Origin of the sequence: Halomicronema hongdechloris C2206 (assembly GCF_002075285.3) — a bacterium.
Classification (GTDB): Bacteria; Cyanobacteriota; Cyanobacteriia; order Phormidesmidales; family Phormidesmidaceae; genus Halomicronema_B; species Halomicronema_B hongdechloris.
Genome location: NZ_CP021983.2, coordinates 2636778 through 2660652, shown reverse-complemented (window position 1 = coordinate 2660652; position 23875 = coordinate 2636778). Strand labels below are relative to the sequence as shown.

General features: G+C 58.7%; 20 protein-coding genes. 11 read left to right on the top strand and 9 right to left on the bottom strand.

From position 1 onward, the window contains the following. Positions 1-34 precede the first annotated feature (34 nt). From XM38_RS12015 to XM38_RS11985, 7 genes are all read right to left on the bottom strand, one after another. Positions 35-949, bottom strand: a complete 915-nt coding sequence (locus XM38_RS12015; protein ID WP_080814282.1) for a sulfotransferase family protein — start codon at positions 947-949, stop codon at positions 35-37. A gap of 34 nt (positions 950-983) precedes the next feature. Then, positions 984-2036: a polysaccharide biosynthesis/export family protein gene (locus XM38_RS12010; protein ID WP_080814280.1), complete on the bottom strand. Its 1053-nt coding sequence runs from the start codon at positions 2034-2036 to the stop codon at positions 984-986. Positions 2037-2039: 3 nt separating this feature from the next. After that, positions 2040-4283, bottom strand: coding sequence for a GumC family protein (locus tag XM38_RS12005; RefSeq protein ID WP_088429968.1), 2244 nt, complete (start codon positions 4281-4283; stop codon positions 2040-2042). A gap of 114 nt (positions 4284-4397) precedes the next feature. Beyond that, entirely contained in the window at positions 4398-5222 is an 825-nt protein-coding gene (locus tag XM38_RS12000; protein ID WP_080814293.1) for a WecB/TagA/CpsF family glycosyltransferase, read from the bottom strand. Positions 5223-5727: 505 nt separating this feature from the next. Beyond that, entirely contained in the window at positions 5728-6351 is a 624-nt protein-coding gene (gene hpsU / locus XM38_RS11995; protein WP_080814277.1) for a hormogonium polysaccharide biosynthesis acetyltransferase HpsU, read from the bottom strand. A 290-nt stretch (positions 6352-6641) separates the two neighbouring features. After that, positions 6642-7892, bottom strand: coding sequence for a precorrin-6y C5,15-methyltransferase (decarboxylating) subunit CbiE (gene cbiE, locus XM38_RS11990; RefSeq protein ID WP_088429966.1), 1251 nt, complete (start codon positions 7890-7892; stop codon positions 6642-6644). Continuing rightward, positions 7889-8506, bottom strand: coding sequence for a cobalt-precorrin-8X methylmutase (locus XM38_RS11985; protein WP_080814275.1), 618 nt, complete (start codon positions 8504-8506; stop codon positions 7889-7891). The genes cbiE and XM38_RS11985 overlap by 4 nt, the downstream gene beginning before the upstream one ends. A 72-nt stretch (positions 8507-8578) precedes the next feature. On the opposite strand from XM38_RS11985, the gene holA reads away from it, so the two are divergent. The 5 genes from holA to crtL all read left to right on the top strand — a co-directional run bounded on the left by holA (position 8579) and on the right by crtL (position 13821). After that, positions 8579-9451 (top strand): DNA polymerase III subunit delta, encoded by an 873-nt coding sequence (gene holA / locus XM38_RS11980; RefSeq protein WP_306441502.1) that lies wholly within the window; start codon positions 8579-8581, stop codon positions 9449-9451. 247 nt (positions 9452-9698) lie between these two features. Next, positions 9699-10196, top strand: a complete 498-nt coding sequence (locus XM38_RS11975; protein ID WP_187329386.1) for a DUF4168 domain-containing protein — start codon at positions 9699-9701, stop codon at positions 10194-10196. Positions 10197-10212: 16 nt separating this feature from the next. Beyond that, complete coding sequence (gene obgE / locus XM38_RS11970) at positions 10213-11235, top strand: GTPase ObgE (RefSeq protein WP_088429961.1); 1023 nt, start codon at positions 10213-10215, stop codon at positions 11233-11235. A 329-nt stretch (positions 11236-11564) separates the two neighbouring features. Next, complete coding sequence (locus tag XM38_RS11965; RefSeq protein ID WP_225889464.1) at positions 11565-12485, top strand: metallophosphoesterase family protein; 921 nt, start codon at positions 11565-11567, stop codon at positions 12483-12485. Between the two features lie 103 nt (positions 12486-12588). Continuing rightward, positions 12589-13821, top strand: coding sequence for a lycopene beta cyclase (gene crtL, locus XM38_RS11960; protein ID WP_080814270.1), 1233 nt, complete (start codon positions 12589-12591; stop codon positions 13819-13821). A 97-nt stretch (positions 13822-13918) separates the two neighbouring features. On the opposite strand, the gene XM38_RS11955 is transcribed toward crtL, so the two are convergent. Beyond that, positions 13919-14845 carry a sulfotransferase family protein gene (locus tag XM38_RS11955; protein ID WP_080814290.1) on the bottom strand — a complete coding sequence of 309 codons (927 nt, stop codon included), beginning with the start codon at positions 14843-14845 and terminating at the stop codon, positions 13919-13921. Between the two features lie 390 nt (positions 14846-15235). Here XM38_RS11955 and XM38_RS11950 point away from each other — a divergent pair, with 390 nt between their 5' ends. From XM38_RS11950 to guaD, 6 genes are all read left to right on the top strand, one after another. Then, a complete protein-coding gene (locus XM38_RS11950) occupies positions 15236-15910 on the top strand; it encodes a PD-(D/E)XK nuclease family protein (protein ID WP_088431659.1) in 675 nt (224 codons plus the stop codon). A 118-nt stretch (positions 15911-16028) separates the two neighbouring features. Continuing rightward, on the top strand, positions 16029-16364 hold the full coding sequence (locus XM38_RS11945; RefSeq protein ID WP_080814268.1) for a XisI protein: 336 nt from the start codon (positions 16029-16031) through the stop codon (positions 16362-16364). Between the two features lie 85 nt (positions 16365-16449). Then, on the top strand, positions 16450-17547 hold the full coding sequence (gene mtnA, locus XM38_RS11940) for an S-methyl-5-thioribose-1-phosphate isomerase (protein WP_256995594.1): 1098 nt from the start codon (positions 16450-16452) through the stop codon (positions 17545-17547). Positions 17548-17697: 150 nt separating this feature from the next. Beyond that, positions 17698-18675 (top strand): glycosyltransferase family 2 protein, encoded by a 978-nt coding sequence (locus XM38_RS11935; protein WP_088429957.1) that lies wholly within the window; start codon positions 17698-17700, stop codon positions 18673-18675. A gap of 39 nt (positions 18676-18714) precedes the next feature. Next, positions 18715-19665: a glycosyltransferase family 2 protein gene (locus XM38_RS11930; protein ID WP_088429956.1), complete on the top strand. Its 951-nt coding sequence runs from the start codon at positions 18715-18717 to the stop codon at positions 19663-19665. A gap of 436 nt (positions 19666-20101) precedes the next feature. Then, positions 20102-21454: a guanine deaminase gene (gene guaD / locus XM38_RS11925; RefSeq protein ID WP_088429955.1), complete on the top strand. Its 1353-nt coding sequence runs from the start codon at positions 20102-20104 to the stop codon at positions 21452-21454. A 92-nt stretch (positions 21455-21546) separates the two neighbouring features. Here the strand turns inward: guaD and XM38_RS11920 are convergent, their stop codons facing one another. Further along, positions 21547-23562: a sodium-dependent bicarbonate transport family permease gene (locus XM38_RS11920; RefSeq protein ID WP_137455090.1), complete on the bottom strand. Its 2016-nt coding sequence runs from the start codon at positions 23560-23562 to the stop codon at positions 21547-21549. Between the last annotated feature and the right edge of the window lie 313 nt (positions 23563-23875).

The window sequence follows — 23875 nt, the reverse complement described above, 5'->3', positions numbered from 1 at the left end:
ATTCGGTAGGCCATTTAGGGCTGCCATCGGCCAACTAGCTGACCATTTCTTTGCTCGAGAACTGCTCAGCCAAGTGCTGTATATTAATCCAATGCTCTGGACTGTTCAGCACCGTTGGCTTGAAGTTATCGCAATTCAAATCTAGCCCTAGCCAAGACCCTAAAATGTCTAGGTCCTTATCCAGCACTGTTTTGATATAAACTAAGGCTTTTTCACTTAACTCAGGCCTCTGCTTCATTTGCCACCAGCTTCTGACCCAATTGCGCACAGGCTTGGGTACAACTGCTCTTCGGATCTGACGTAAGCCAGGGGCTTCCACGAGGGCATCCCGCCAGGCACTCTTACGGGTTCGATCAGACGAGACATGCCGTTGATCCAAGTCGCTGTTCCAGACGGGATGTTGCCCGTAGCCAATGAACCGGCATACCCTTTCTAATTCCGCCTGGGGATTCGACTTGAGTTTCTCCAGAAATACCGGTAGCACCCTCTCTGGCCCGAATGCCCTAAAGTAAGGTGCTAATTGCATGCTATAGCGACTGTATTCAATCAGCGGTGGAAATTCGTAAATTGCCTGGTTAATATCACTAGATATTCGTCGCTGAGTCCACTCATGAATATACTGAGATACCAGTCGATCAACCGGATCTCTCATGACATAGATGAACCTAGCATTGGGCACATGTCGGATCAGGCGTTTAACGGTTTTCGGATAGGTTGGCAATTTCGTATAGTGGGTGCTCGATTCCCCACAAATATCCTCTGGCTGTGCCCCTGCATACAGAGATTGGTACCATTGCCAGCCCTTGCTATAAATCTCATCATTGCTAAAGAAATATGGCTCCTTGGGTTCGGTCATAAAAATGCCGGGCTGAGCCACAAGTTGCTCATGAAGCGTTGTCGTCGCGCATTTCATGGCGCCAATAATGATGAAATCAGGAGATTTAGACATGGATAGCCCTCAATAGACTGCACTTGAATCAGCATTAATCAAACGTCCCCAACACATCCAGCAGCCTCAGGGGCGGAAATACCCCCTGAATCACCCGACCAATGCCATCCAGCACATTTAGATACCCGTGCTTCGCCACCAGCACCACGTCCCCGTCCTGCACCTGCTCCGCATCCACCATATTGCGCAGGTCCAACACCGTTTCCTCCACCTGGCCCTGGTCATTCAACCGCACCAGCACCACCTCCTTGAGGCGGGCATCATCGGTGGGGCCACCGGCCACCGCCACCGCCCCCGACACCGAACTATTGGGTGGCACCTCCACCTGGCCCGGCCGGTTCACCTCCCCAATCACTCGCACCCGCACCGTTGACGGGGCCACACTAGAACTGGCCACCAACCGCGGGTCCACATCTCCTGGTTCGGCTGCTGGCACATAGACGGCATCCCCATCCCGCAACACCAGATTGTCCGCCTGAGTACCCGATACGATCGCCTCCCAGAGATTGACCGTATAGCTAGTCACCTGCCCCGTAGGCAACGTGCGTTGCACCCGCACCTGGCGCACATCTGCCGTGCGTTGCACGCCTCCCGCCGCCGTCAGGGCCGAGGCCAGGGTCGGGGTATTGGTCGACGAGGTAATGCGAGAATTGGTATCTAGCCGCGTATCGGCCTGGGTGAGGCTGCTTAACTGCACCGGGCCGGGGCGATAGACCTCCCCTGCCACTGTGACCACCACCGGCCGCAACACCGTCAGGCTGACATCCACCACCGGGTTGACCAAATACACCCCCAACCGGGCCGTGAGTTCCGCTGCCAATGCCTCCGTAGTGCGGCCTGCCGCCGCCACCGAGCCGATTAATGGCATGGAGATGGTGCCATCGGGCAAGATCACCCGAGAGCCGGTAAATTCCTCGTAGCCAATGATGGAAATGGCCACCTGGTCTCCCGGACCTAAGACATAGTCGGCTCGGGCCGTGGCTGGGAGAGCACCCACCGCCTCGGTCACTGCCCGGGTTGGGGCCATCGGAAAGGTTAGCCACAGTCCTACCGACGCGGCCATCAGGGGAATCCAACGCGTGATCATGGCTTAGGTCTTGTCAGAGAGCTCAGTAGATATCGGCGATAGGTTACTCGTAGATGCGTCCCGCCGCTGACCGTAGGGATAGGCTCCCGCCTTGACGTGGGAGACATAGTCATCGTGCTCATGGCGAATATCAACGCCATTGGCCACCATCCCTAAGATCTCGGCCCCCGAGCGCTGCAGCAGGGACTTGGCCGCTTGGGCGCTGGCGGAATCCACTAGCCGTGGCCGCAGCACCAGCAATACCCCATCTGTGGCCCGTCCTAACACTGCCGCATCGGCGGCTCCAATCAACGGCGGCGTATCGAACAGGACATAGTCATAGCGCTTGGCCAAGGTCCTGACCAAAGCCGCCATCCGTTCCGAGTCGATCAGAGCCAGGGGGTTTGGTGGCGTCACTCCGGCACTGAGCAGGGTGAGGTTATTGGCCACCGGGCGCAGGGCCTGGTTTAAATGCCCTTCGCCTACCAACACGTGGCTGAGGCCAATCTGATTGACGACATTCCAGAGATGATGTTGCCAGGGCGATCGCATGTCGGCATCCACCAGCAGCACCTGTTTGCCGGTCTGGGCGATGGTGGCGGCCAGGTTGGCGGCCACTTCTGATTTGCCCTCCTGAGGCACAGAACTGGTGAGGGTGAGTGCCCGGCGAGGGGTATCAGAGCTAATGAATTTCAGGTTGGCCTGCAGCATCTGATAGGCTGCTGTGACCATGGGCTGGGTCTGGCTGAAGGCGATGACCCGGGGCGAAATGCCCTCACCAGCAGGTAACTCCAGATCTGGACCGTCGTTGCCAAGTAGGCCAAACTTTGGAATCAACCCCAGCAGGGTGTAGCCCAGCAGGGCTTCGCCATCCTTGACCGTCTTAATGGACTTATCAATTAAATCTAGGAAGAAGGCCATCGCCACCCCCAGCAGCAATCCTACGGCCCCACCGGCGGCGATATATTTCTTGGTGCTGGTCCCCACCGGAAAGCGAGGCGGTGCCGCTGGTTCTAGAATCTGGGCGCTGCCTACGGTCTGGTTTTCCGCCAGTTGGGCTTCCTGCAGTCGCACCAGCAGGGTTTCATAGTTGGTCTTGGCCGCCAATAGCCGTTGTTCTAGCTCCAATTGCCGTTTCTCCAGGGCCGGAAAGGCCTGAGACCATTCGATATAGGCCTGGCGCGAGTCCAGCAACGCCTGCACTTGGCTGGCCAAACTGAGGCGATTCACCTCGGCCTCGGTCAACTGGCTGGTGAGCTGACGGCTCAACTCACTCATTTGCAGATCGCCAGGGGAAATATTGGCCTGGGTGCCCAATACTTCTCCCACCCGCCGGTTCAATAGGGTTTGTAAGGAGGCCTGTTCCCGCTCTAGGTTGGCAATCAGAGGGTGGCTAGCGGTGTAGCGGCTGCGCTGGCTGGCCAGTTCGGTCTGCACCGCCTGTAAGTCTTCTAAGATCCGCTGCACCCCCGGCGACTGACTCAACGAATCGACTTGACGGGCCTGAGCCAGGGGAATGCCCAGCTGCCGCCGCAGTTCGCCTGTGCGGGTGATGGCACTGGCCAATTGCGCTTGGGCCTGACCAATCTGGGTCTCTAAATTATTAATCATGCTGACGGCGGCATTGGCTTCGCTTTCCAAGGCAATGATCTGGTTTTGATCCTTGAACTGGCGCAGCGCCTCGGCAGCCTGCTCCACCTCGGCCTCGGCTTTAGGCAACTGCTCTTGCACAAACTGCCGGGCGGCCGTCGCCTCGGAGCGATTCATGGTGATGTTGCGCTCGATGTAAGAGGTCATCACCTGATTCACCACCGCCGCCGATAGTTCACCGTTGGGCGATTGATAGGCGACCCTCAAGACATCGGTGCCCTCTAAGGGCGCAATGGTCAGCCCCCGTCTGAGCACATCGGGTGGGATCGAGTTGCCCTTGGCATCCTGGAGGTCTAGGGCATTGACGGCCTCCTGGAGCACTGGTAAGGAACTCAAGATGGCCGCTTGGGTAGAGAGGGGGTCACTGTTGACGGGATTGACTGCCTCCAGATCGCCAATTTCATCACCCACCCCGGTCAGCGAGGTGGAGCGATCCACCTGAAACAGCAGTTTTCCACTAGCCTGGTAAGTATCTTTCTGACTCAGGCCCACCAAGGCGGCGGCGACTACGCAGGCGGCAAAGACCAGACTAGCTGGCAACCAGCGCCGTTTCAGCACTAGCCAGTAGCGCTGCAGGTCAATCTCTTCGACGTAATCCTGGTAGGTTTTGCCGTCCATAGTTCTAGGGGTGAAGCCTCTGCCTGTGAGGGACCGTGATCGGGTTGGATGCCGTGGCCTTTTCCTTAAAATCTACTGACCCTGGCGGTGCCATCCTCCCGCTTGACCAGGTCTTTACAGGATCTTTAGGGCTCTGAGCACCAGCTTGGTCTGCGGCGTCGAGGCCGGCTGGGCACCAGCGGTAAACGGATTGCGATAGAGACGACATCTCTGAGCCAGAATCAGGCCCAGAAAGGGCAGGGCCTGGAGCACATAGCGCCGCCATAGCCGTTGGGGTTCTGACAGCAAGCGATAGAACCACTCCAGACCCACATCACTCATCCAACGGGGAGCCCGCTCCACGGTGCCGGCCTCGAAGCCGATGGCGGCCCCGACGGCCAGAAAGGTGCTGACCTGAGGCAGTAGATCCTTGTACCGAAAGATCCACTTTTCTTGTTTGGGCGCCCCCAGGCCTACTGCCACCACCGTCGCCCCCGACTGTCGGATGCGCTCGAGGATGGCCCGACATTCAGCCGGGTCCTTCTCAAAGCCAAAGGGCGGGGAATAGGCCCCCACCACCATGGCGCGCCCCACCTTGGCATTGATCTTGGCCTGGGCTTGCTCTGGAGTGCCGGGCAAGCCCCCCAGCAGAAATAGCCGCACTTCTGGGTCTTGGCCATAATGGCGATAGAAGGCCGGCAGTAAATCGGAGCCGGTGATCTTCTCTCGAATCGGGGTACCTAGAATGCGGGAAAAATAGAACAGGATCTGACTGTCGCAGACGCGATAGTCGGCGGCTTGATACAGCCGGTAAAACTCTTCATCCGACTGCAGCTTTATCAAGTGGTCCACATTGGGAGTAACCACCACGCCACCGCCGCGATAGGGGTGTAGCCTGTGCAGCAAATCGGTCTGAGTGAGATTGTGCAGGGTGATATTGAGGAGCTGGATTACAGTCATGTTGTAAAGGCCCTGATGATAGAGTTGCCGAGAACCGGTAGAGCACCGCACCAGTGTCACGCCATTCAGGGCGGCAGGCGATCTATACGCCCACAATCAATACATACGACCACTGCGTACGTGTATACCCATAGATAGGGTCAGGGATATGACCCCAGTCATGGTTGCGGATTCAATCAAAAATTAATCGCAACATCCGCTAGTGTGGAGCTTTGTACAGATCACCCGGCCATTGGTGACGTAAGGCGCGTTTAGACTTAATCCTGAGGTCGCGGGCTGTTGCCTAGCTTGATGTTGGCTTCGTAGGCCTAGCCGTATAGTTTGCTGGGAGTAATTCCGGTTGAGTGAGATGTGGTTGCAAGGTCTGATATCTAGGGTGTCTGGATCTCATTGACAACGGGTATCAAGATTACAATTGCCTGCAGCTGTGCTGGAGATAGCACCATGACTGTGGGGGCTAATGGTCTAGTCAATGAGCATCGATGCTGAGAGAACTCGACTGGGATTATTCTCTGGTAGACGCCCTTACCTCTCTCGGACGGTGAGGTCGGCAAGGAGTTCCCCAACAAATCTGACCCGCTGGTAGATCGTTGAATACACTGCTGCGTACTCCCACCACTGTGTTGGCGCCAATACATACGCCGGGGCCGATGAAGCAGTCAGCCGCCACCCATACTCCGTTTTCGATGAAAATTGGCTCTGTCCGGAGATTAAACGTCGGGTCTTGAAAGTCATGGCTGCCGGTGCAGAGGTAGCTTTCCTGGGAGATCACACAGTGGCAGCCCACCTGAATGTGGTCGAGGCTATAGAACACTACATCGTCGCCGATCCAACTGTAATCACCGATGGCCACTTTCCAGGGGTAGGTGAAGCGGGCGGTGGGGCGAATCATCACGCCTCGGCCAATGCGAGCCCCGAATAGTCGCAGCAGGGCCCGGCGAGGACCATGGCCATGGTGAGGGGTTAGGGGAAAGACGATGGCCTGCAGTAGCCACCACAGCAACATCACCCAGCGGGGACGTCCCAGCTCAAACCAGGACTGATCGTAGCGGCCCAGATCGACTTGGGCAGGAGGCCCGAGACCAATAGCAGGGTCGAAATCAGCTAGGGAATGAGGACGCTGGGACATGGAAGGGCTCTCTGAGGGCAGGCTGGGAAAGGGTAGGGGAGTGGGGGAGTAATGGGGTGATGGGGTATATGGCCTAACGGCATTCAAGAAAGGCGGAGCCTGCCTGCAGGGCTGAGTTTTGAGTTTTGAGTTTTGAGTGAATGGTTTGGCTCCCTGTCAAAACGGTGGATGGGCGGGCAAGTAGGCCGATAGCGGATAGAGGGTAAGGGGACAGCATTGGGCGCGGTTGCCGCGCCCAATGCAGAAAACTAGAGCCTACACCACAGACTAGACTTATCTAGGCAAGAAGCTCAAGCAGGTAGGGGCTCTGATGACGTCAGAGTCACGATGGTCACCGGATTCAGGGGATGCCAGCGGGTCAGGCAACCCACCGAGGTAGAGCGGGCCAAATTCACTTGCAACAGTTGGGAGCGCCAGGTGGTTCCATGCTCCGCCTGCCATTGCAGCACCTGGGCCTGACTCTCTAGGGTGGCGAGGGCCAGCACCATGGGGCCGGGAGGCACGATTTTAGCTCGGCAGGTATCTAAGATGGGGGTGAGCTGGCCGCCACTGCCGCCGATGAAGATGCGATGGGGGGCAGGCAGATCGGCCAGGACTGTAGGGGCCTTGCCATGGATGATGGTGACATTGGTGACCCCGAAGCGGTCAAGGTTTTGCCGGATCAGGGTAGCCCCCATGGCCGTTTTTTCGATGGCATAGATCCGAGCCGTGGGTACTAAACGCCCGAGCTCGATGCTGACGGAGCCGGTGCCGGCGCCGATGTCCCAGATGACCTGATGGGGCTGCGGTGCCAGTTCTCCCAAGACCAGCAGCCGCACTTCTCGCTTGGTGATGAGGCCGGGGCGGTCTTCGAAACTGAGGAAGTCTCCATCGGGGATGCCGAAATCTGGAATGGTAGTCGGGGGTGGGGAAGGGTGTCTTTCCAGGATGACCACATTCAAGGGGGCAAAGTCACCCCGGACTGCCTGCGACGGGGTCAGCCGTTGGACCCGTTCGGCCTCGCCCCCCAGGTTTTCGCAGACCCAGAGATGGTAATGCCCCGGCAAATCGATATCCAGCAGCAACCGTGCGATCGCATCGGGACGGTGCACCCCATCGGTGAGGACCGCAATCAGGGAATCGCCTCGCTGTAGTGCCTGCACCAAGGTCTGGCGAGAGCGGCCATGGGCACTGACCAGGGTGGCGCCCTGCCAGGGGCGCTTGATGCGGCTGAAGGCCAGTTGGATGGCACTGAGATGGGGATGGAAGCTGAGTTGCTCCGCTGGGAAAGACTCCAACAACAACCGGCCAATGCCGAAGAACAGGGGATCCCCTGACGCCAGCACCACGATAAGGCCGGGATCGGGGCTGGCTAGCCGTTGCCGCAGCCCCTCGATGGCGGTGCGAAAATTATCCAGGGGCCAGCGCTCGGCCTGGCTGTCAGCAAACTGGGCTAGATGGCGCGGCGCCCCCACCAGCAACTGGGCCTGAGCCACCAGGGCCTGGGTTTTTGCCGATAGTCCAGCCAAGCCGTCGAGGCCGATCCCCACCACATGGATCATGATTGGGCCTCCCAGGCCAGCACCAACAGGGCATTGAGGATGGCGGCGGCCACGCTGGAGCCCCCCTTGCGACCGTCGACGCGGATCTGGGGAACTGGGGTTTGGGCTAGGGCCTGTTTGGCGGCAATGACACCAATGAAGCCGACGGGCACCCCGATGACCAGGGCTGGTTTGACCTCGCTGGTGGCGATGCGATCGCACAGGGCCACCAGGGCAGTGGGGGCATTGCCAATCACGAAGATAGCCTCGGGGTACTGCTGCCAGGCCCTCAACAGGCCAGTCTCGCTGCGGGTACACCCTGGCCGGGGCGCTGCCACCAGATCGATGGCTGCCAGCAATGGATTGTCAAAGGTGCGTTGCACCATAGCCTGCACGCCCTGGCGCACCATGCCCACATCTACCACAATCGGGGTCTTAGCGGTCAGGGCCGCCAGCCCCTGGGCAATGGCATCGGGGCTAAACCGCAGCAGCTGGGCGAAGTCAAAATCGGCGGTACTGTGAATCACCCGCCGTAGCACCGCATATTCCGCCGGGGGCAAGTCATGGTCACCCATTTCCTGGTCGATTACCGCAAAGCTTTGGGCCAAGATCGGGTGATGGGGCAGGGAGGCCATAGGAGACGGGGACGCGGCAGTGATGGGCGCTAGCTCACTTAGGATATAGATAGCCCTAAGCCCCTGTCGAGTATGCCCATCTATTTTTACTGGGGAGATGATGAATTTCGCCTCAGCCAAGCGGTGGCGGACCTGTGCGATCGCACCCTAGCGGCCGACTGGGCCAGCTTTAACTTCGACAAGCTAGGGCCAGAGACACCCGATGCTCCCCTGCAGGCCCTGAACCAGGCCATGACCCCCCCCTTTGGCTTGGGCCAACGGCTGGTCTGGCTGCAAGATACCGCCCTGGGCCAACGCTGCCCCGAGGCGGTCTTACAAGAGCTAGAACGGACCCTGCCCCAGGTGCCCGAGTCGACGGTGCTGCTATTCACCAGCCGCAACAAACCCGATGGCCGGGCCAAATTTACCAAACTGTTACAGCGCCATGGGGAACTCCGCCAATTTGCCACCATCCCCCCCTGGAAGCGTGAGCAACTGGCCCAGCAGGTCACCCAGATGGCCCAGAAAATTGGCCTCAGCCTTAGCCCAGAGGCCACCACTGCCCTAACCACTGCCATCGGCAACGACACCCGCCAGTTGTGGAATGAGTTGCAGAAACTGGCGATTTACTGGCAACCGTCGACACAGCCATTACCGGCAGCCGTAGTACACGATCTCGTCACCGCCAGTAGTCAGAACAGCCTGCAGCTGGCCCAGGCCCTAGGACAGGGGCAGACCAGCCGGGCCTTGACCCTGGTGAACGATCTGCTGAATCGCAATGAACCAGCCCTGCGGATTGTGGCGGTCTTAGTCAGCCAATTCCGCACTTGGCTCTGGGTAAAACTGCTCACCGAGGCCGGCGAACGCGATGCTCGCACCATTGCCCAGGCAGCCGAGAGGTGGGCAATCCTAAGCGCATTTACTTTTTGCAAAAAGAGGTACAGGTTTTCTCCCTGGTTGCCTTGAAACAAACCCTGTCACATCTGCTAGAGTTAGAAACTGGCTTGAAGCAGGGGCGTGATCAGCAAGCGACACTACAGACAACACTCATTGAGATTAGTCAGTTATTTGGCTAACCCTCACAACCGTGAAGATTTTACCCTGGGGGGGAACACCCCTCATGGCAGCTGAATCAAATGACATAACTGGACAACCACAACAGTACAGTCAGCCATACAGGATCATGGTAATACAGCATTATTTCACCAACAGGATGGGGCGCTACGGTGCTGCCCTGCGATCGGTAACGATAGCCAGCGCGGTGGCCATGGCGGCCGTGGCCTCGGGCCTGAGCTGGCAGCCCCCCACTTCCACTTCTCTGCCGACCATGGTGCCGGCGACGGCCTGGGCCCAGGCCACGGTGTCCGATGACGAGGTCATGAGCTATGCCCGGGCCGTATTGCAGATGGAAGGCCCCCGCACCACTACCTACACCGAGATCAAAGATTTGCTGATGCAGGTCGATGTCGACATTAACCAGATCGACATGAGCTGTACCAGTACTCGTAACCTAAATCGGGTGCCGCGGCGGCTGCGATCGCAAGTGCGGGAACTCCTGGTCAACTATTGCAACCGCGCCCAGGAAATCGTTGAAGCCAACGGCCTCACCCCCCAGATCGCTTCAATACCATCACCAACGCTCACCGCGAGGATGAGGCCCTGGCCAATCGCATTCGTCGCGTCCTCATGCGGCTGCAACAACAGTAATTAAGACCTACCCCTACCCCATGCAGTTCATCGACCAGGCAGAAATCAGCGTCAAAGCCGGGGATGGTGGTGATGGGCTAGTCGCCTTTCGCCGCGAGAAATATGTCCCCGCCGGGGGACCCGCCGGCGGCAACGGTGGTCATGGTGGCTCTGTCTATCTAGAAGCGGTAGACCAGCTCCAGACCTTGCTGGATGTGCGCTATGCCCATCGCTTCCAAGCCCAAAATGGCCAGCGGGGCGGCCCCAAGAACCGCACCGGGGCCTCCGGTGCCGATTACGTAGTGCAGGTTCCCTGTGGCACCGTCGTCTACGATGCCGACAGCAATGAGTACTTGGGCGATCTAGTCACCCCCCAGCAACGGCTCTGCGTCGCCCCAGGCGGCAAGGGAGGGCTGGGTAACCGCCATTTCCTCAGTAACCGCAACCGCGCCCCGGAAACCGCCCTGCCCGGGCTGCCGGGAGAAGAACGGCGACTCCGGCTAGAACTCAAATTGCTGGCCGAGGTGGGCATCATTGGATTGCCCAACGCCGGTAAGTCCACCCTAATTGCCGCTCTCTCCGCCGCCCGCCCCAAGATTGCTGACTATCCCTTCACGACACTGATTCCCAATCTGGGGGTAGTGCGGCGGCCCAGTGGTGACGGTACCGTCTTCGCCGATATCCCCGGCCTGATCCAGGGGGCCCACCAGGGGGCCGGATTGGGCCACGAGTTTCTGCGCCACATCGAGCGCACCCGGCTGTTATTGCACCTGGTCGATGCTACTGCTGCCGATCCCGTAGCCCATTACCAGGCGATTCAGCAGGAGTTAGCCGCCTACGGCCGCGGCCTGGTAGAGCGGCCCCAGATCCTGGCCCTAAATAAAGTCGATGCCGTCCCCCAGGAGATCCTAGACGAGCTGCTGCCAATGTTGCAGGCCGCCAGTGGCCAGCCAGTCCAGACCATCTCAGCCGTGACCCAGGCGGGCCTAGACACCTTGCTGCAGACTGTCTGGCAATCATTAGATCGGGAGCTGGTCACTGATGCGGTGTCCGCCGCGCCCTAAGCTGGTTGGCCAATGCTATACATACAATGGCCGTCAATCCTGGGCTGCAGTCTATTGGGGGTCTCCCAGAGAGTGGTAGCCTGAGAACGATACCTGAGGACCAACAATCATGGGCCTGAAACGGCGTCAGTTGCTACGGTGGGGAGGGCTTGCCCTAGCAGGGACATCCGCCGCCGTTACCCGTCGAGCCATGGGCCAGGCGGAGACCCTAACCGGGTTGGTACCAGCCGCTGCTATGGTCTCCCCAGTACCCCGGTGGCCCACAAACTGCGGCGGCTGCCATCGCTCCTCCAGGCTTTGTTGCCCCTCGCCGCGGCGATGTCCGGTTGGTGGTCTTCAGCGATATCAACAGCCGCTATGGGTCTACCCACTATCGGGCCGAGGTGGAACAGGCGGTGCAGGTGATGACAGACTGGCAGCCCGATCTGATTCTCTGTGCTGGCGATATGGTGGCGGGGCAGAGCCTCTCCCTGACCCAGGCCGAGATTACAGCCATGTGGGCGGCCTTTGATCAGAAGGTCTTTGCTCCCCTGCAAGCCACTGGCATTCCCTTTGGCTTTACCCTGGGTAACCATGATGCCTCCAGTAGTCGGGTGCAGGGCCAGTATGCCTTCGCCCAAGAGCGGCAGCTAGCGGCGGCCTACTGGAGGCCCCGTCAAGATCGGCTAGGGCTGACCTATGTGGATCGAGCTGGATTCCCTTTCTATTACAGTTTCCAGCAAAATGACATTTTCTATCTGGTCTGGGATGCCTCCTCGGCGACGGTCTCGGCGCCAGAGATCGCCTGGGCTGACCGCAGTCTGGCTAGCACCACCGCCCAACGATGTCGGCGACGAATCGTCATGGGGCATTTACCCCTCTATGCCGTCTCCCAAGGACGCGATCGCACCGGCGAATTTTTATCCCAGGCCGATCGACTGCAGACGCTGCTGGAGCGCCATAACGTCCATAGCTATATCTGCGGCCATCACCACGCCTACTATCCCGCCGGCAGCGGCCCGCGCACCTGGCTAGGCCGCACCGATGCCGCCATGCAGACCTTGACCGTACTCGATATGTTTTTCCCTGACTTCGGGCCAGCCACCACGGTCTACACCACCTATGACATGGGCACCCGCCAGGTGATTGAGCTGCCACAACTGCCCCGTCAAATCGTCGGCCCCAATGGTCGTTTGCTCCGCCATGACCTGACCTGGTCAGATCTTTCCCAGGCCGAGAAAAATCAGCCCTACGTCCCTAGCCGGCATTGAGACCCAATGATTGTGTCTTTAATTGGTGTGCAGTGGATTGGGATAATGCTAAGACGGCGCTGGGGGGAGGGGCAACGGCGATGTGTTCCCAAGAGGAGGTCCGGTGTTTGATGTACTAGTGATTGGGGGAGGGCCTGCCGCCCTGAGTATGGCAGCCGCCCTCTGTGGGGCCGGACTCCAGGTGCAAGGGCTAGCGCCTCACCCGCCCTCGGCCCCTTGGCCCAATACCTATGGTATCTGGGAAGATGAGCTAGAGACCCTAGGTCTGAGTCACCTATTGGGCCATCGCTGGCAGAACTGTGTTGCCTATTTTGGCTCCCAAGCGCTGGCCCTGCCCCGAGTCTACGGCCTAATCGATAAGGCTCAGCTACAGGACCATTTGCTGGCGCAGTGTCAACGGGGAGGAGTGGTGTGGCACCAGGGCTTTGCTGACAGCCTGGAGCATGACTCTCAGCAGGCTCGGGTTACCACCCAGGCCGGGGCAGCCCTCAACGCTCGAGTGGTGGTGGATGCCAGTGGCCATAAGCCCATATTTGTCCGCCGTCCCCAGGCCTGGCCAGTCGCCTATCAAGCCGCCTACGGCATCGTGGGTCGGTTCTCAGCCCCACCGGTGGCGCCGCATCAATTTGTCCTGATGGACTACCGCAGTGATCACCTCTCCGCTGACCAGCGGCACCAGCCTCCTACCTTTCTCTATGCCATGGATCTGGGGGATGGCATCTTCTTCGTGGAAGAGACCTCCCTGGCCCACTGTCCTGCCATCTCGTTCAAGACGTTAGAGCAGCGCCTACGGCAACGCTTGGCCTGGCAGCAGGTGCAGGTCACAGAGGTGCATCACATCGAGCACTGCCTGTTTCCGATGAATCTGCCCTTACCCTGTTTAGACCAGCCGGTGGTGGGATTCGGTGGCGCCGCCAGCATGGTGCATCCGGCCACAGGCTATACCCTAGGGGCGATGTTGCGGCGGGCCCCAACCCTGGCTCAGGGCATTGCCACTGGCCTGGATACTTGCACGACTCCCCACGCCGTCGCCCAGGCAGCCTGGCAGGCCCTCTGGCCCAGCGATCGACTGCGTAAGCACTATCTCTATCTCTTTGGCCTGCAGGCCCTGATGACCTTTGACGAGGCCCGACTGCGCCATTTCTTCAATACCTTCTTCCATCTGCCCCAGGGGGATTGGGCGGGGTTCCTGGCCGATACCCTGGCACCAGCTCAGCTGGTGCGGGCCATGCTGCGACTATTTGGTCGGGCTCCCAATGATGTGCGGGTCGGGCTGATGGGAGCCGTGGGCCGGCACGGTCACCTGCTGTGGCGGGCGATACGCAGTTCCCCCTGATTCTTCAGCCTCAGCGCCATCACCCTATGCTGTCAAATCAATCATGGGAACACCATGGTCCCCCAACTTGAGCAGATAGGTCGATACAATGACTTTATTATTCCCCCACTGACCGTAGAGCCCGTCTGGCACCTGCATCGGGGCCCCAGAGCACGGACCACTCCGGAAACTCTCGGTTGAGCAATTGGCTGAGTCGTCGTACCTGGGATTGCTGGAGTGGCCTGAGATAGTCGGTTACCGCCTGCTTGTGTACCAGCTCAGCATCACGATCGACCTCTCGAATCAGGGTCTTGAGTCCCAATTTTCTAACTCGGTTGGGCAAGAGCTCGGCTATTTGATTCCAGGGCCAGGAATATCTCAGCCGATACAGCCTGCCTTTTTGATAGAACGTCTTAGGAGTAACGTGGGCTTTACTGGTGAGATTAGGCGGCTGGAAGGAGCTATCAACGCCTAACCACTCGAAGACCTGGGCGATAGTACCAGGCGTATCTGCCGTCATGGCTTCGAAGGTTAAGACTAAAAACTGTCGCAAGTCAAAGTAATTCAAGTACTGACGCAGCTGTAGGTCATAGTCGCTAACGCTGGTGTACAGAGGATTTTGGCTAATCGCTGTCACCATATCTCGGTGCTCATTGCCCCGACGCACTTCGTGAAGATAATGGCTGATGGTGCGTTCGATCGGATCGCGAAGGACATAGATGAAGCGGGCCTCTGGATTAAACCGAGCAATGCGCTCTGGAATCTGGCCAATGGCAGGAAACTTGGCATAGGGCGTGCTGGACTCTCCGATCACTTTGGCCTCAGTGGCGTCGGGAAATAGTGCCAGATACTTGGCCTCGTTTTGCCATAGCTGCAGCTGCTCAATCTGAGGCCAATTAAGTTCCTGGGGATGAACAAAATAGCAAGGTTCCTTCGGCTCTGACATGACAATGTCAGGATGGGCGTTGAGATAGCCATGGAGGGACGTGGTGCCAGCCTTCATGGCACCAATGATAAACAGATTAGGACGCGGGACAGTACTCAACGGATTCACTTGAGCCCAGTATTGCAAACACATTTGTTATGGCCTCCCCACTGGATCGCCCTGGGGTGTTGGAATAAAGGACTTTACCAGGTAGAGATGACCCATAGTGAAATCACAGTCGTCCATCTACTCGAGAATAGGCCATTGGGACAACAATTGTTGGAGCTATGGATAGAGATTTTGTGAAGCTTGGTCATATCTAAAATAAGTTCCGGCAAAGTCAGGAATCGAAGGCCAACCTCCTCCTATAGCCATGGGTTCGGTAACCTCAGGATCGGTGGCTTTCGGGGTGACGCTGGGCTTGGGTGGCATATGGTCACCGGTGAAAGCGGTTAACGTGAGGATGTGTCTCTCGTACATCCAACCCATACCGGTCATTTTCCCTCGCCAATGCAGCTGCCCCACTACCAGGCCCAGACCGTGCGCCAGCAGCGGCGCCGCCTCTATAGCATTGCTGGCCGTGCCTATCCCGGCGTCACTACCATCCTTTCGGCCACCAAACCCCCAGAGGCGCGGGTGTCTCTGCAGAAGTGGCGACAAGCCGTTGGTCACGAGACGGCCCACCGCATCACCGTCCAAGCCTCCTCTGCCGGCACCCGGCTGCACAAATACATCGCCGCCCACCTGCGCCGAGAGACGACGGCACTGCCTAATGATCTCGACGACTACTGGGCCTCCATAGAGCCGGTCTTGGCAGAGACCGAGGAGGTGCTACTGGTAGAGGGGGCGGTCTGGCATGATCAGGGGTTTGCCGGTATTCCCGACGCCCTGGTCAGGTATCGGGGCCAGCTCTGCCTCTGCGATTGGAAGACGGCCCGCCGACCCAAGCAGCCCGAATGGCTGCAAGACTATTGGCTGCAGGTAGCAGCCGCCTATGGAGCGGCGGTGAACCAGGTCTATGACGATTACGGCATCCGCGTAGAGCATGCCCTGATCGCCATCGCCCTGGCCGATCAACCCGCCCAGACCTTCTGGCTCACCCCCCAAGCCCTGGAGCAGTACTGGCAGGGGTTTCAACAGCGATTACAGCAATACCAGAACCGCCAGCGCTGGGGACTAATATAAGGTAGAAGGCAGCATTAGCTTCTCATTCAGACAGTTTGGCTAGATTTGCATCTCAAGTGGTTCAGGAATTGCGGATGAGTATCTTGGTCTACGAACCAACTGGGGAGGTGATTTTAGAGTGGATAAATTAGCAAATTATCAACAAATAATTCAGCAGGTGCTGGAAGAATATGGTCGAGTTAAACCTGCCAATGGTGATATTCAGGTCGGCATATGCGTTGACAGCAAGAACCATCACTATCAAGTATTCCATGCGGGCTGGAATCAGCATCGACGTATTTTTGGACCATTGCTTCACATCGATTTGATTGATGACAAAGTCTGGATTCAATATGACGGCACAGAAACTGGAGTGGCCAATGAATTAGTAAACCTAGGAATCCCCAAAAGTGACATTGTCTTGGCCTATCACGCGCCGTTTATGCGTCAGTATGATGGCTTCGCTGTGGGATGAGCGAGGACAACTAGGAAGAGCAAGCCAGTCGCCGGCTGGCTAAGGACGGTAGACTATAGGCCGTATGGCATGCTCCCCAAGACTCATGAAAAACACTGCTCTGCAACGGCCGCAACCGGTCCGCTGGGACCATGGCACCCTCTACCTCCTGGACCAGACCCGCCTGCCCCTGGAGACCGTGATCGACCCCTATACCACCGTAGAGCAGGTGTGGGACGCGATTCGGCGGTTGAAGGTGCGGGGAGCTCCCGCCATCGGCATTGCCGGGGCCTATGGCTTGGTGCTGGCGATGCGATCGCAACAGCATCTTACCCATGAAGACTTTCTGGCTCAATTAGACACCCAGGCCGCCTACCTGGACAGCGCCCGGCCCACGGCAGTGAACCTACACTGGGCCTTACAGCGCTTGCTGAGGCAGGCCCGGCAGCTGCACCAGCAGCCTGTACCCGAGATCTATCAAGCCCTAGAGCAAACTGCCATCCAAATCCACGCGGAAGACCGGCAGCTCTGCCGCCGCATCGGTGACCATGGCCGTCCGTTGATCAAGACTGGCATGGGCATTCTCACCCATTGCAATGCCGGGGCCCTGGCCACCGCCGAACTGGGCACCGCCCTGGCCCCCCTCTATCTGGCCCACGAGGCTGGGGTATCCTTTCGGGTCTATGCCGACGAAACCCGCCCCCTGCTGCAGGGGGCCCGTCTCACCACCTGGGAACTCCAGCAGGCCGGCATTGATGTCACCTTGATCTGCGACAACATGGCCGCCACGCTCATGGCCCAGGACTGCATCGATATGGTCATCGTCGGCACCGACCGAGTGGCCGCCAACGGCGATGTGGCCAATAAGATCGGCACTCTGGGGGTGGCGATTCTGGCCCAATACTTTCAGATTCCCTTCTACGTCGCCTGTCCCTTACTCCACCATCGACTTCGACACCCCAGCGGCGAGGCCATCGTGATCGAGGAACGGGCGCAGGACGAGGTCACCCACCTCGGCCAGCGTCGCACCGCCCCGGTAGGAATGGCAGTGCGCAACCCCGCCTTTGACGTCACGCCCCATACCCTGGTGGGGGCTGATCACCGAGCGCGGAATCTTGCGGCCTCCTACGGCGAAACGCTGCGCGCAGGCCTATGGCCAAGAAGTTCACGGCGGCTTAACCAGAGATTTGATGCTAGCTACTAGCTTGTTTGCCGCGACCCTCCATGGCGTTACATAGACTGTGGGGCTCATCATAGTAGTTATTGGGAATTTATGGGGAGCCTCAGGGCACCCTAGCCACAGCCCGGCTCGGTTACCCCTGAAGCAGGGCTGCTGCATTTATGGCCATCATCTATGTCTGATCCTGTTCTGTCTGCCATTATCTGTACCCACAACCGGGCCGGTTATTTGGGGGCCGCCATCGATAGCCTGTTGGCCCAAACCTGGGACGACTATGAGGTGATCGTGGTGGACAATGCCAGCACCGACGACACCCGGGCTGTGGTGCAGGCCCGCTGTTCCCATCTCCGCTTGCACTATGTCTATGAGGCGACTCTGGGGTTATCGGCGGCCCGCAACCGGGGGACCACTGTGGCCCGGGGGCAGATTTTAGCCTATCTGGATGACGATGCCGAGGCCAGTGCCAATTGGCTGCAGGCCCTCTATCGGGTCTATGCGGCTAACCCGCGAGTTGCGATCGCAGGGGGCAAGGTCACCCTTGCTCTGGCCGCCGGGCCAATCGGCCCCGGCCTGCTCTCCGAAAACCTAATGGGCCACTTGGGGGCCTACGACCTGGGGGACGAGCTGCACTACATCACCCAACCCGGTCTCACCCCACGAGGCCTCAACTATTCTCTGCGCCGCAGCTTCCTAGACAGTATGGGCGGCTTCGACCTCGCCCTAGCCCGGGTTGGCACTAACCTCCTCTCCAATGAAGAACTCTACATGACCCAGCGGGCCCTGGCCGATGGCTGGCAGGTAGCCTACGTGCCCACTGCCCTGGTGGCCCACAACGTCGCCCCCGAGCGCCTACACCCCAGGTGGTTCCTGCGCCGCAGCTGGTGGCAAGGCATCAGCGAATTCCATCGGGAACGGCTCTCGGGGCAGCGCCGCCACCGTTGGCGCCAGCTGGGGGAAAGGCTGGTGCGGGGCCTCTACAAGACTCTAAAATATAGCTTCCAGCCTGCCGCCCGCTTCGAGAACGCCGCCTATGTCTATGGCCAGTTAGGGTATCTCAGTCAGGTCCTGAAAGCGCCTCTGACTGCGGCTTCACAGCGTCCTACCCCGGAGGCGGCCTCCCTCGCCCTCAAGGAAGGGAACCCCTCTTCCTAATTGTCTGTCTTGCGTTGCCATCGCCGTTGAGGAATGACCATGTCCACCGCCGCCGGTAAGATTCCCGTTTCCGTGCTGATTCCTGCCAAAAACGAGGAAGAAAACCTGCCCGCCTGCCTGGAGAGTGTGGCTGCCGCCGCCGAAGTCTTCGTGGTCGACTCCCAAAGTGAGGATCGCTCCGGCGAGATTTGCGATCGCTACGGTGCTCAGGTAGTGCAGTTCCACTTCAACGGTCGCTGGCCTAAGAAAAAAAATTGGGCCTTAGACAACCTCCCCTTCCACCATGACTGGGTGCTGATCGTCGACTGCGACGAGCGCATTCCCCCAGAACTGTGGGACGAAATCGCTGAAGCTATCCAATCCTCTGACTACGACGGCTACTACCTCAACCGTCGCGTCTTCTTCCTGGGCACCTGGATTCGCCACGGCGGCAAATATCCCGACTGGAATCTGCGCCTCTTCCGCCACGCCAAAGGGCGCTATGAAAACCTCCACACCGAAGACATCCGCAACACCGGCGACAACGAAGTCCACGAGCATGTGATCATCGATGGCCCGGTGGGCTATTTGCAGCAGGACATGTTGCACGAAGACTTCCGCGACCTCTTCCATTGGCTAGAGCGCCACAACCGCTATTCCAACTGGGAAGCCCGGGTCTACTACAATCTGCTCCACGGCATGGGCAACGACGGCACCATCGGCGCTAACCTATTTGGCGATGCGGTCCAGCGCAAGCGCTTCCTGAAGACCATCTGGGTGCGGCTACCCTTCAAACCCTTGCTACGGTTCTGCCTGTTTTATGTGTTTCAGCTGGGGTTCCTGGATGGCCGGGCTGGCTATATTTACGGCCGCCTGCTGAGCCAGTATGAATACCAGATTGGGGTGAAATTGTTTGAACTAGAGCGCTTCGGTGGCAGCCTCAATGTCAATGCCGCCAAGGCTGCCCCAGAGGCTACAGTGACCTCAGAACCAGGCCCAGCCAACGGTTAGAGATCAGGGCTGAGAGATGGCGCTACAGACGACTGGAGAGAGCGCTTATAGTGTATGGCTTTCAGCCAGGCTTCGCCAAGCGCGTCAGCGGCTCCGCAGGAGCAACAGAGCCGAACTACCCTGGACCCTGCGGAAGGGCCTGTTGGTTGGTCGTTCCAGATCGCGTCGCATCGGCAGAGGAGTTTTCTGCATTGGGCGCGGCAACCACGCCCCTACCCTATCCCATCCACCGTTGGGCAGGGAACCAAACCAAAATTCAAAATTCAAAGCTTGTCCTCGCGTTCGCAAAGCGGCTCCACAGGAGCAAGGCGGGGATTCAAAACTCAAAACTCATCACTGTCCTCCGCCCTCCCCATCACCCCTAAGCCCTCCGGGCAGGCTCCGCCTACACCCCATTACTCCCCCACTCCCCCACTCCCCCCTCCGTCTTCCCCAAATGTCCTCTCCTCCTGCCTCAACTGATGCCCCCCGTCTCCAGGCCATTCGCGGTGCCTTCCTCGACTTCATCGAGGATCCCTTCTACGCTCCCGAAGCCGAGAGTGTGCGCTACGTCCCCGATGGCTTGCTGGTGATCGAATCCGGCATTATCAAAGCCTTTGGCCCCTACAACGACCTCGAGAGCACCTACGGCCATATCCCTGTTACTGCCTACCTAGGCCGGCTGATCACCCCCGGCTTCATCGACACCCATATTCACTATCCCCAGACCGGCATGATGGCCGCCTACGGCGAGCAGCTGCTGCAGTGGTTGAGCCAATACACCTTTCCCACCGAGAAGCGCTTTCAAGATAAAGCCTATGCCAAAGAGGTGGCCGAGTTCTTTCTCGATCAACTGCTGAGTCACGGCACCACCACCGCCCTGGTCTTTGCCACGGTGTTTCCCCAATCCGTGGAGGCCTTCTTCGAGGCCGCCGAGGCCCGCCACCTCTGCATGATTGCCGGCAAGGTAATGATGGACCGCCATGCCCCCAACCTATCTTCTGCGATACGGCCGCGTCCTTCCTATACAGACACCAAAGCTCTGATTCAGACATGGCATAAACGGGGACGGCTGCGCTACGCCGTCACTCCCCGCTTCGCCGCCACCTCCAGCGAGGCCCAACTGCAGCGGGCCAGGCAACTGCTACAGGAGTTTCCTGATGTCTATCTGCACACTCACCTGTCCGAAAATCAAGAGGAAGTCGCCTGGATCGCAGAGCTTTTTCCCCAGAGTAAGGGCTATCTGGATGTCTATGATCAGGCCGGCCTGGTCACCGATCGCTTCTGTCTTTCCCACGGGGTGCAGTTGAGCGAGGCCGAATTCCAGCGGCTTTCCCAGGCCCAATCAGCCATTGCCTTTTGTCCCACCTCCAATCTATTTCTAGGCAGCGGCCTGTTCAAGCTGGAGCAGGCCAAGTCACCCAGCCATCCGGTGAAGCTGGGCTTAGGCACCGATGTGGGCGCCGGTACCAGCTTCTCCATGCTGCAAACCACCAACGAAGCCTATAAGGTGGCGCAGCTGCGGCGTCAGAGCCTATCCCCTTTCCAGGCGCTGTTTTTGGCTACCCTGGGCGGGGCTAGAGCTCTGAGCCTAGACGGCCACTTGGGCAGCTTCGATCAGGGCAAGGACGCCGACTTTATCGTGCTGGACCCCCAGGCGACGCCGCTGCTAGCCTTTCGCAACACCGCCGCCGTACCGAGGTCTCTGGAGGCGCTAGCGGACCAGGTATTCTCCCTGGTGATCCTAGGGGATGATCGGGCCGTGCAGGCCACCTATGTGCTGGGACAGTTGGTCCATGAGCGGTACTAGCTCAACGGACAAGCCACTGCGATTAGCCCCATACCCTGCAGGGCTACTCCGACATGGATACCACACATCACATAGAGCGAGTTTCTATGCCACTAGTCAGTGCGCCGGTGCGGTTCTACGGCAGGCGCGTATCCTCGAATTAGCGCTAGGGCTTGATATAGAGCCTCTAGCCGCTGAGGCACCCAGTGGTCGAGGGGCAAGCGTCGTACGATGCTTAACTGTTGCAGTCGGTGCTGCACCTGGCCTGTGGCCCCCACCAAGAAGACTTGCCGTTTTTGGGCAAAGGTATCCTTGAGCATGGCTTCGATGGCCAACAGCGCCGTCACGCCCAATCTAGGCACCTCACTGAGATCGAGAATTAGGATTTCATAATTTTCTACGATCGAAAGCCGCCGCGAAATGGCCTTAGCGGCACCGAAGCTCATGGGGCCACTCAAATGGAACATCAAAATCCGCCCCTTAGCCGCCTTCAGCAGCCCCTGCTCTTCCGACGACAGCCAGTCTTCATCGTCTCCCTGGGTCACCGCCCGCGTCTGCTGCAGTTGCAGGTCGGTTAGGTTTTTGATGGTGAGCAAATTGGCCACAAATACGCCCACCGCCACGGCGGTAATCAAGTCTACAAATACTGTCAGGACCAAGACTAGGTACATGACTCCGGCCCCCTTGGTAGATAGACGGTGGGCCCGCCTGAGAAATCCCCAGTCAATAATGTCGATGCCCACCTTGATCAAAATGCCGGCCAGCACTGCCTGGGGAATGGGCTCTGTCAGGGCACCGGCTTTCCACGCGATCAGGCCCAGCACTCCGGCATGGATGATGCCAGACAGGGGGGTTTTGCCACCGGTTTGGACATTAATGACTGTGCGCATGGTGGCCCCTGCCCCGGGCAAGCCGCCCAACAGTCCCGAGATCAGGTTACCGATGCCCTGCCCGATCAGTTCTCGGTCTGAGTGGTGCTGGGTGCGAGTGATGTTGTCGGCTACTAGCGAGGTCATGAGGGAATCCAAGGCGCCCAGGATGGCCAGCATGACACTATAGATCAGCAGATCCCTGAGGGTATTCCACTCTAGTTGGGGCAGTTGCAGGCTGGGAAATCCAGAGGGGATATCGCCGATGCGCGGAATCTCACTGTGGGGGAATCCCCAGACCGATAACAGGGTACAGAAGACGAGGGCAATCAGGGGAGCCGGTAATATCCGATTGAGGCGGGGAGGGGCGGCAAAGACAATGGCTAGGGTCAACCCGCCTAATCCCGCCGCCACGGGATCAATATCGGCCAAGACCGTGGGGAGCTGCAGCAGCGAGTTGACCACGTCCGCCGTGCCCTCGTAGCCGAGTAGGGGGCCGATTTCGATCACGATGATGATCACCCCAATGCCCGACATGAAACCGGAGATGACGGTGTAGGGCATCAGGGTAATGTATTTACCCAGGCGGAGGACCCCGAACAGGATCTGAAACACACCGCCGAGCATGACGACAGTGAAGGCCATGGCCAGGCCGGTCTCTGGATCTCGGGCCATCAGGGAGGTCACGGTCGACGCCATCACCACGGTCATGGGGCCGGTGGGGCCAGAAATTTGGGAAGGGGTGCCCCCAAATAGAGCCGCAAAAAACCCGACACTGATGGCGCCGTACAAACCAGCGATGGGACCAACCCCGGAGGCGACGCCGAAGGCGAGGGCGAGGGGCAGGGCGACGATGGCGGCGGTGATGCCACCAAAGAAGTCTCCTCGCAGGTTGTCAAACCTGAGTCCGTGTACTAGCCCCTGCGGAAACCTGGTCATGGCTGGCAATTTAACCCCCATGCGTTGGATTAGATTAAGCAGACTTTGCCAACCTTGATCACTGGTGACCATCCCCACCCGCAGACTCCCCACCAATAGAAACACGGAGCCATTCAGGAAAGACTCGCGCAGCACTTCTCCCCAAGAAGATGCTTCCGGATTGTGATTGTCCTGTTGGGCATGGTGATTCGTAAAGAGTCGCACTAACAACAAACCGACAATAATCGCCGGTGATTCCATCAAGGCCAAGGCGGCGACCATGTGTCCCCCAAAGTCGATATTTAGCCGGACCAAAAAGGTGGTGGCCGTCACAAAGGTCACCGCACTAATAGAACGGGAGGGTTTAAAGCGTTCGACAGAATTAAGCTGGAGTTCATCTACTTATTCTCGCGGGGAAGCCAATGGAGTTCTGAGAAAAACAATCAGCATCATCGGGCAACGGCGGTAGAAAAAGCTGAAGCTATGCTTGCGTGTATCTCGGGGGTAGTCAAGGGGCCATCCTGTTACGGCAAAGGAGACGTCTTACTCCATCAGGCTGAGCTTTGGCGAGAAGTCGGTCGCTAATCCGGTGAGCATTGGCAGAGGAGTGCAGCGGACGGCGTCTACCGATGCTCTCAGATCAAGCGGCAACTCT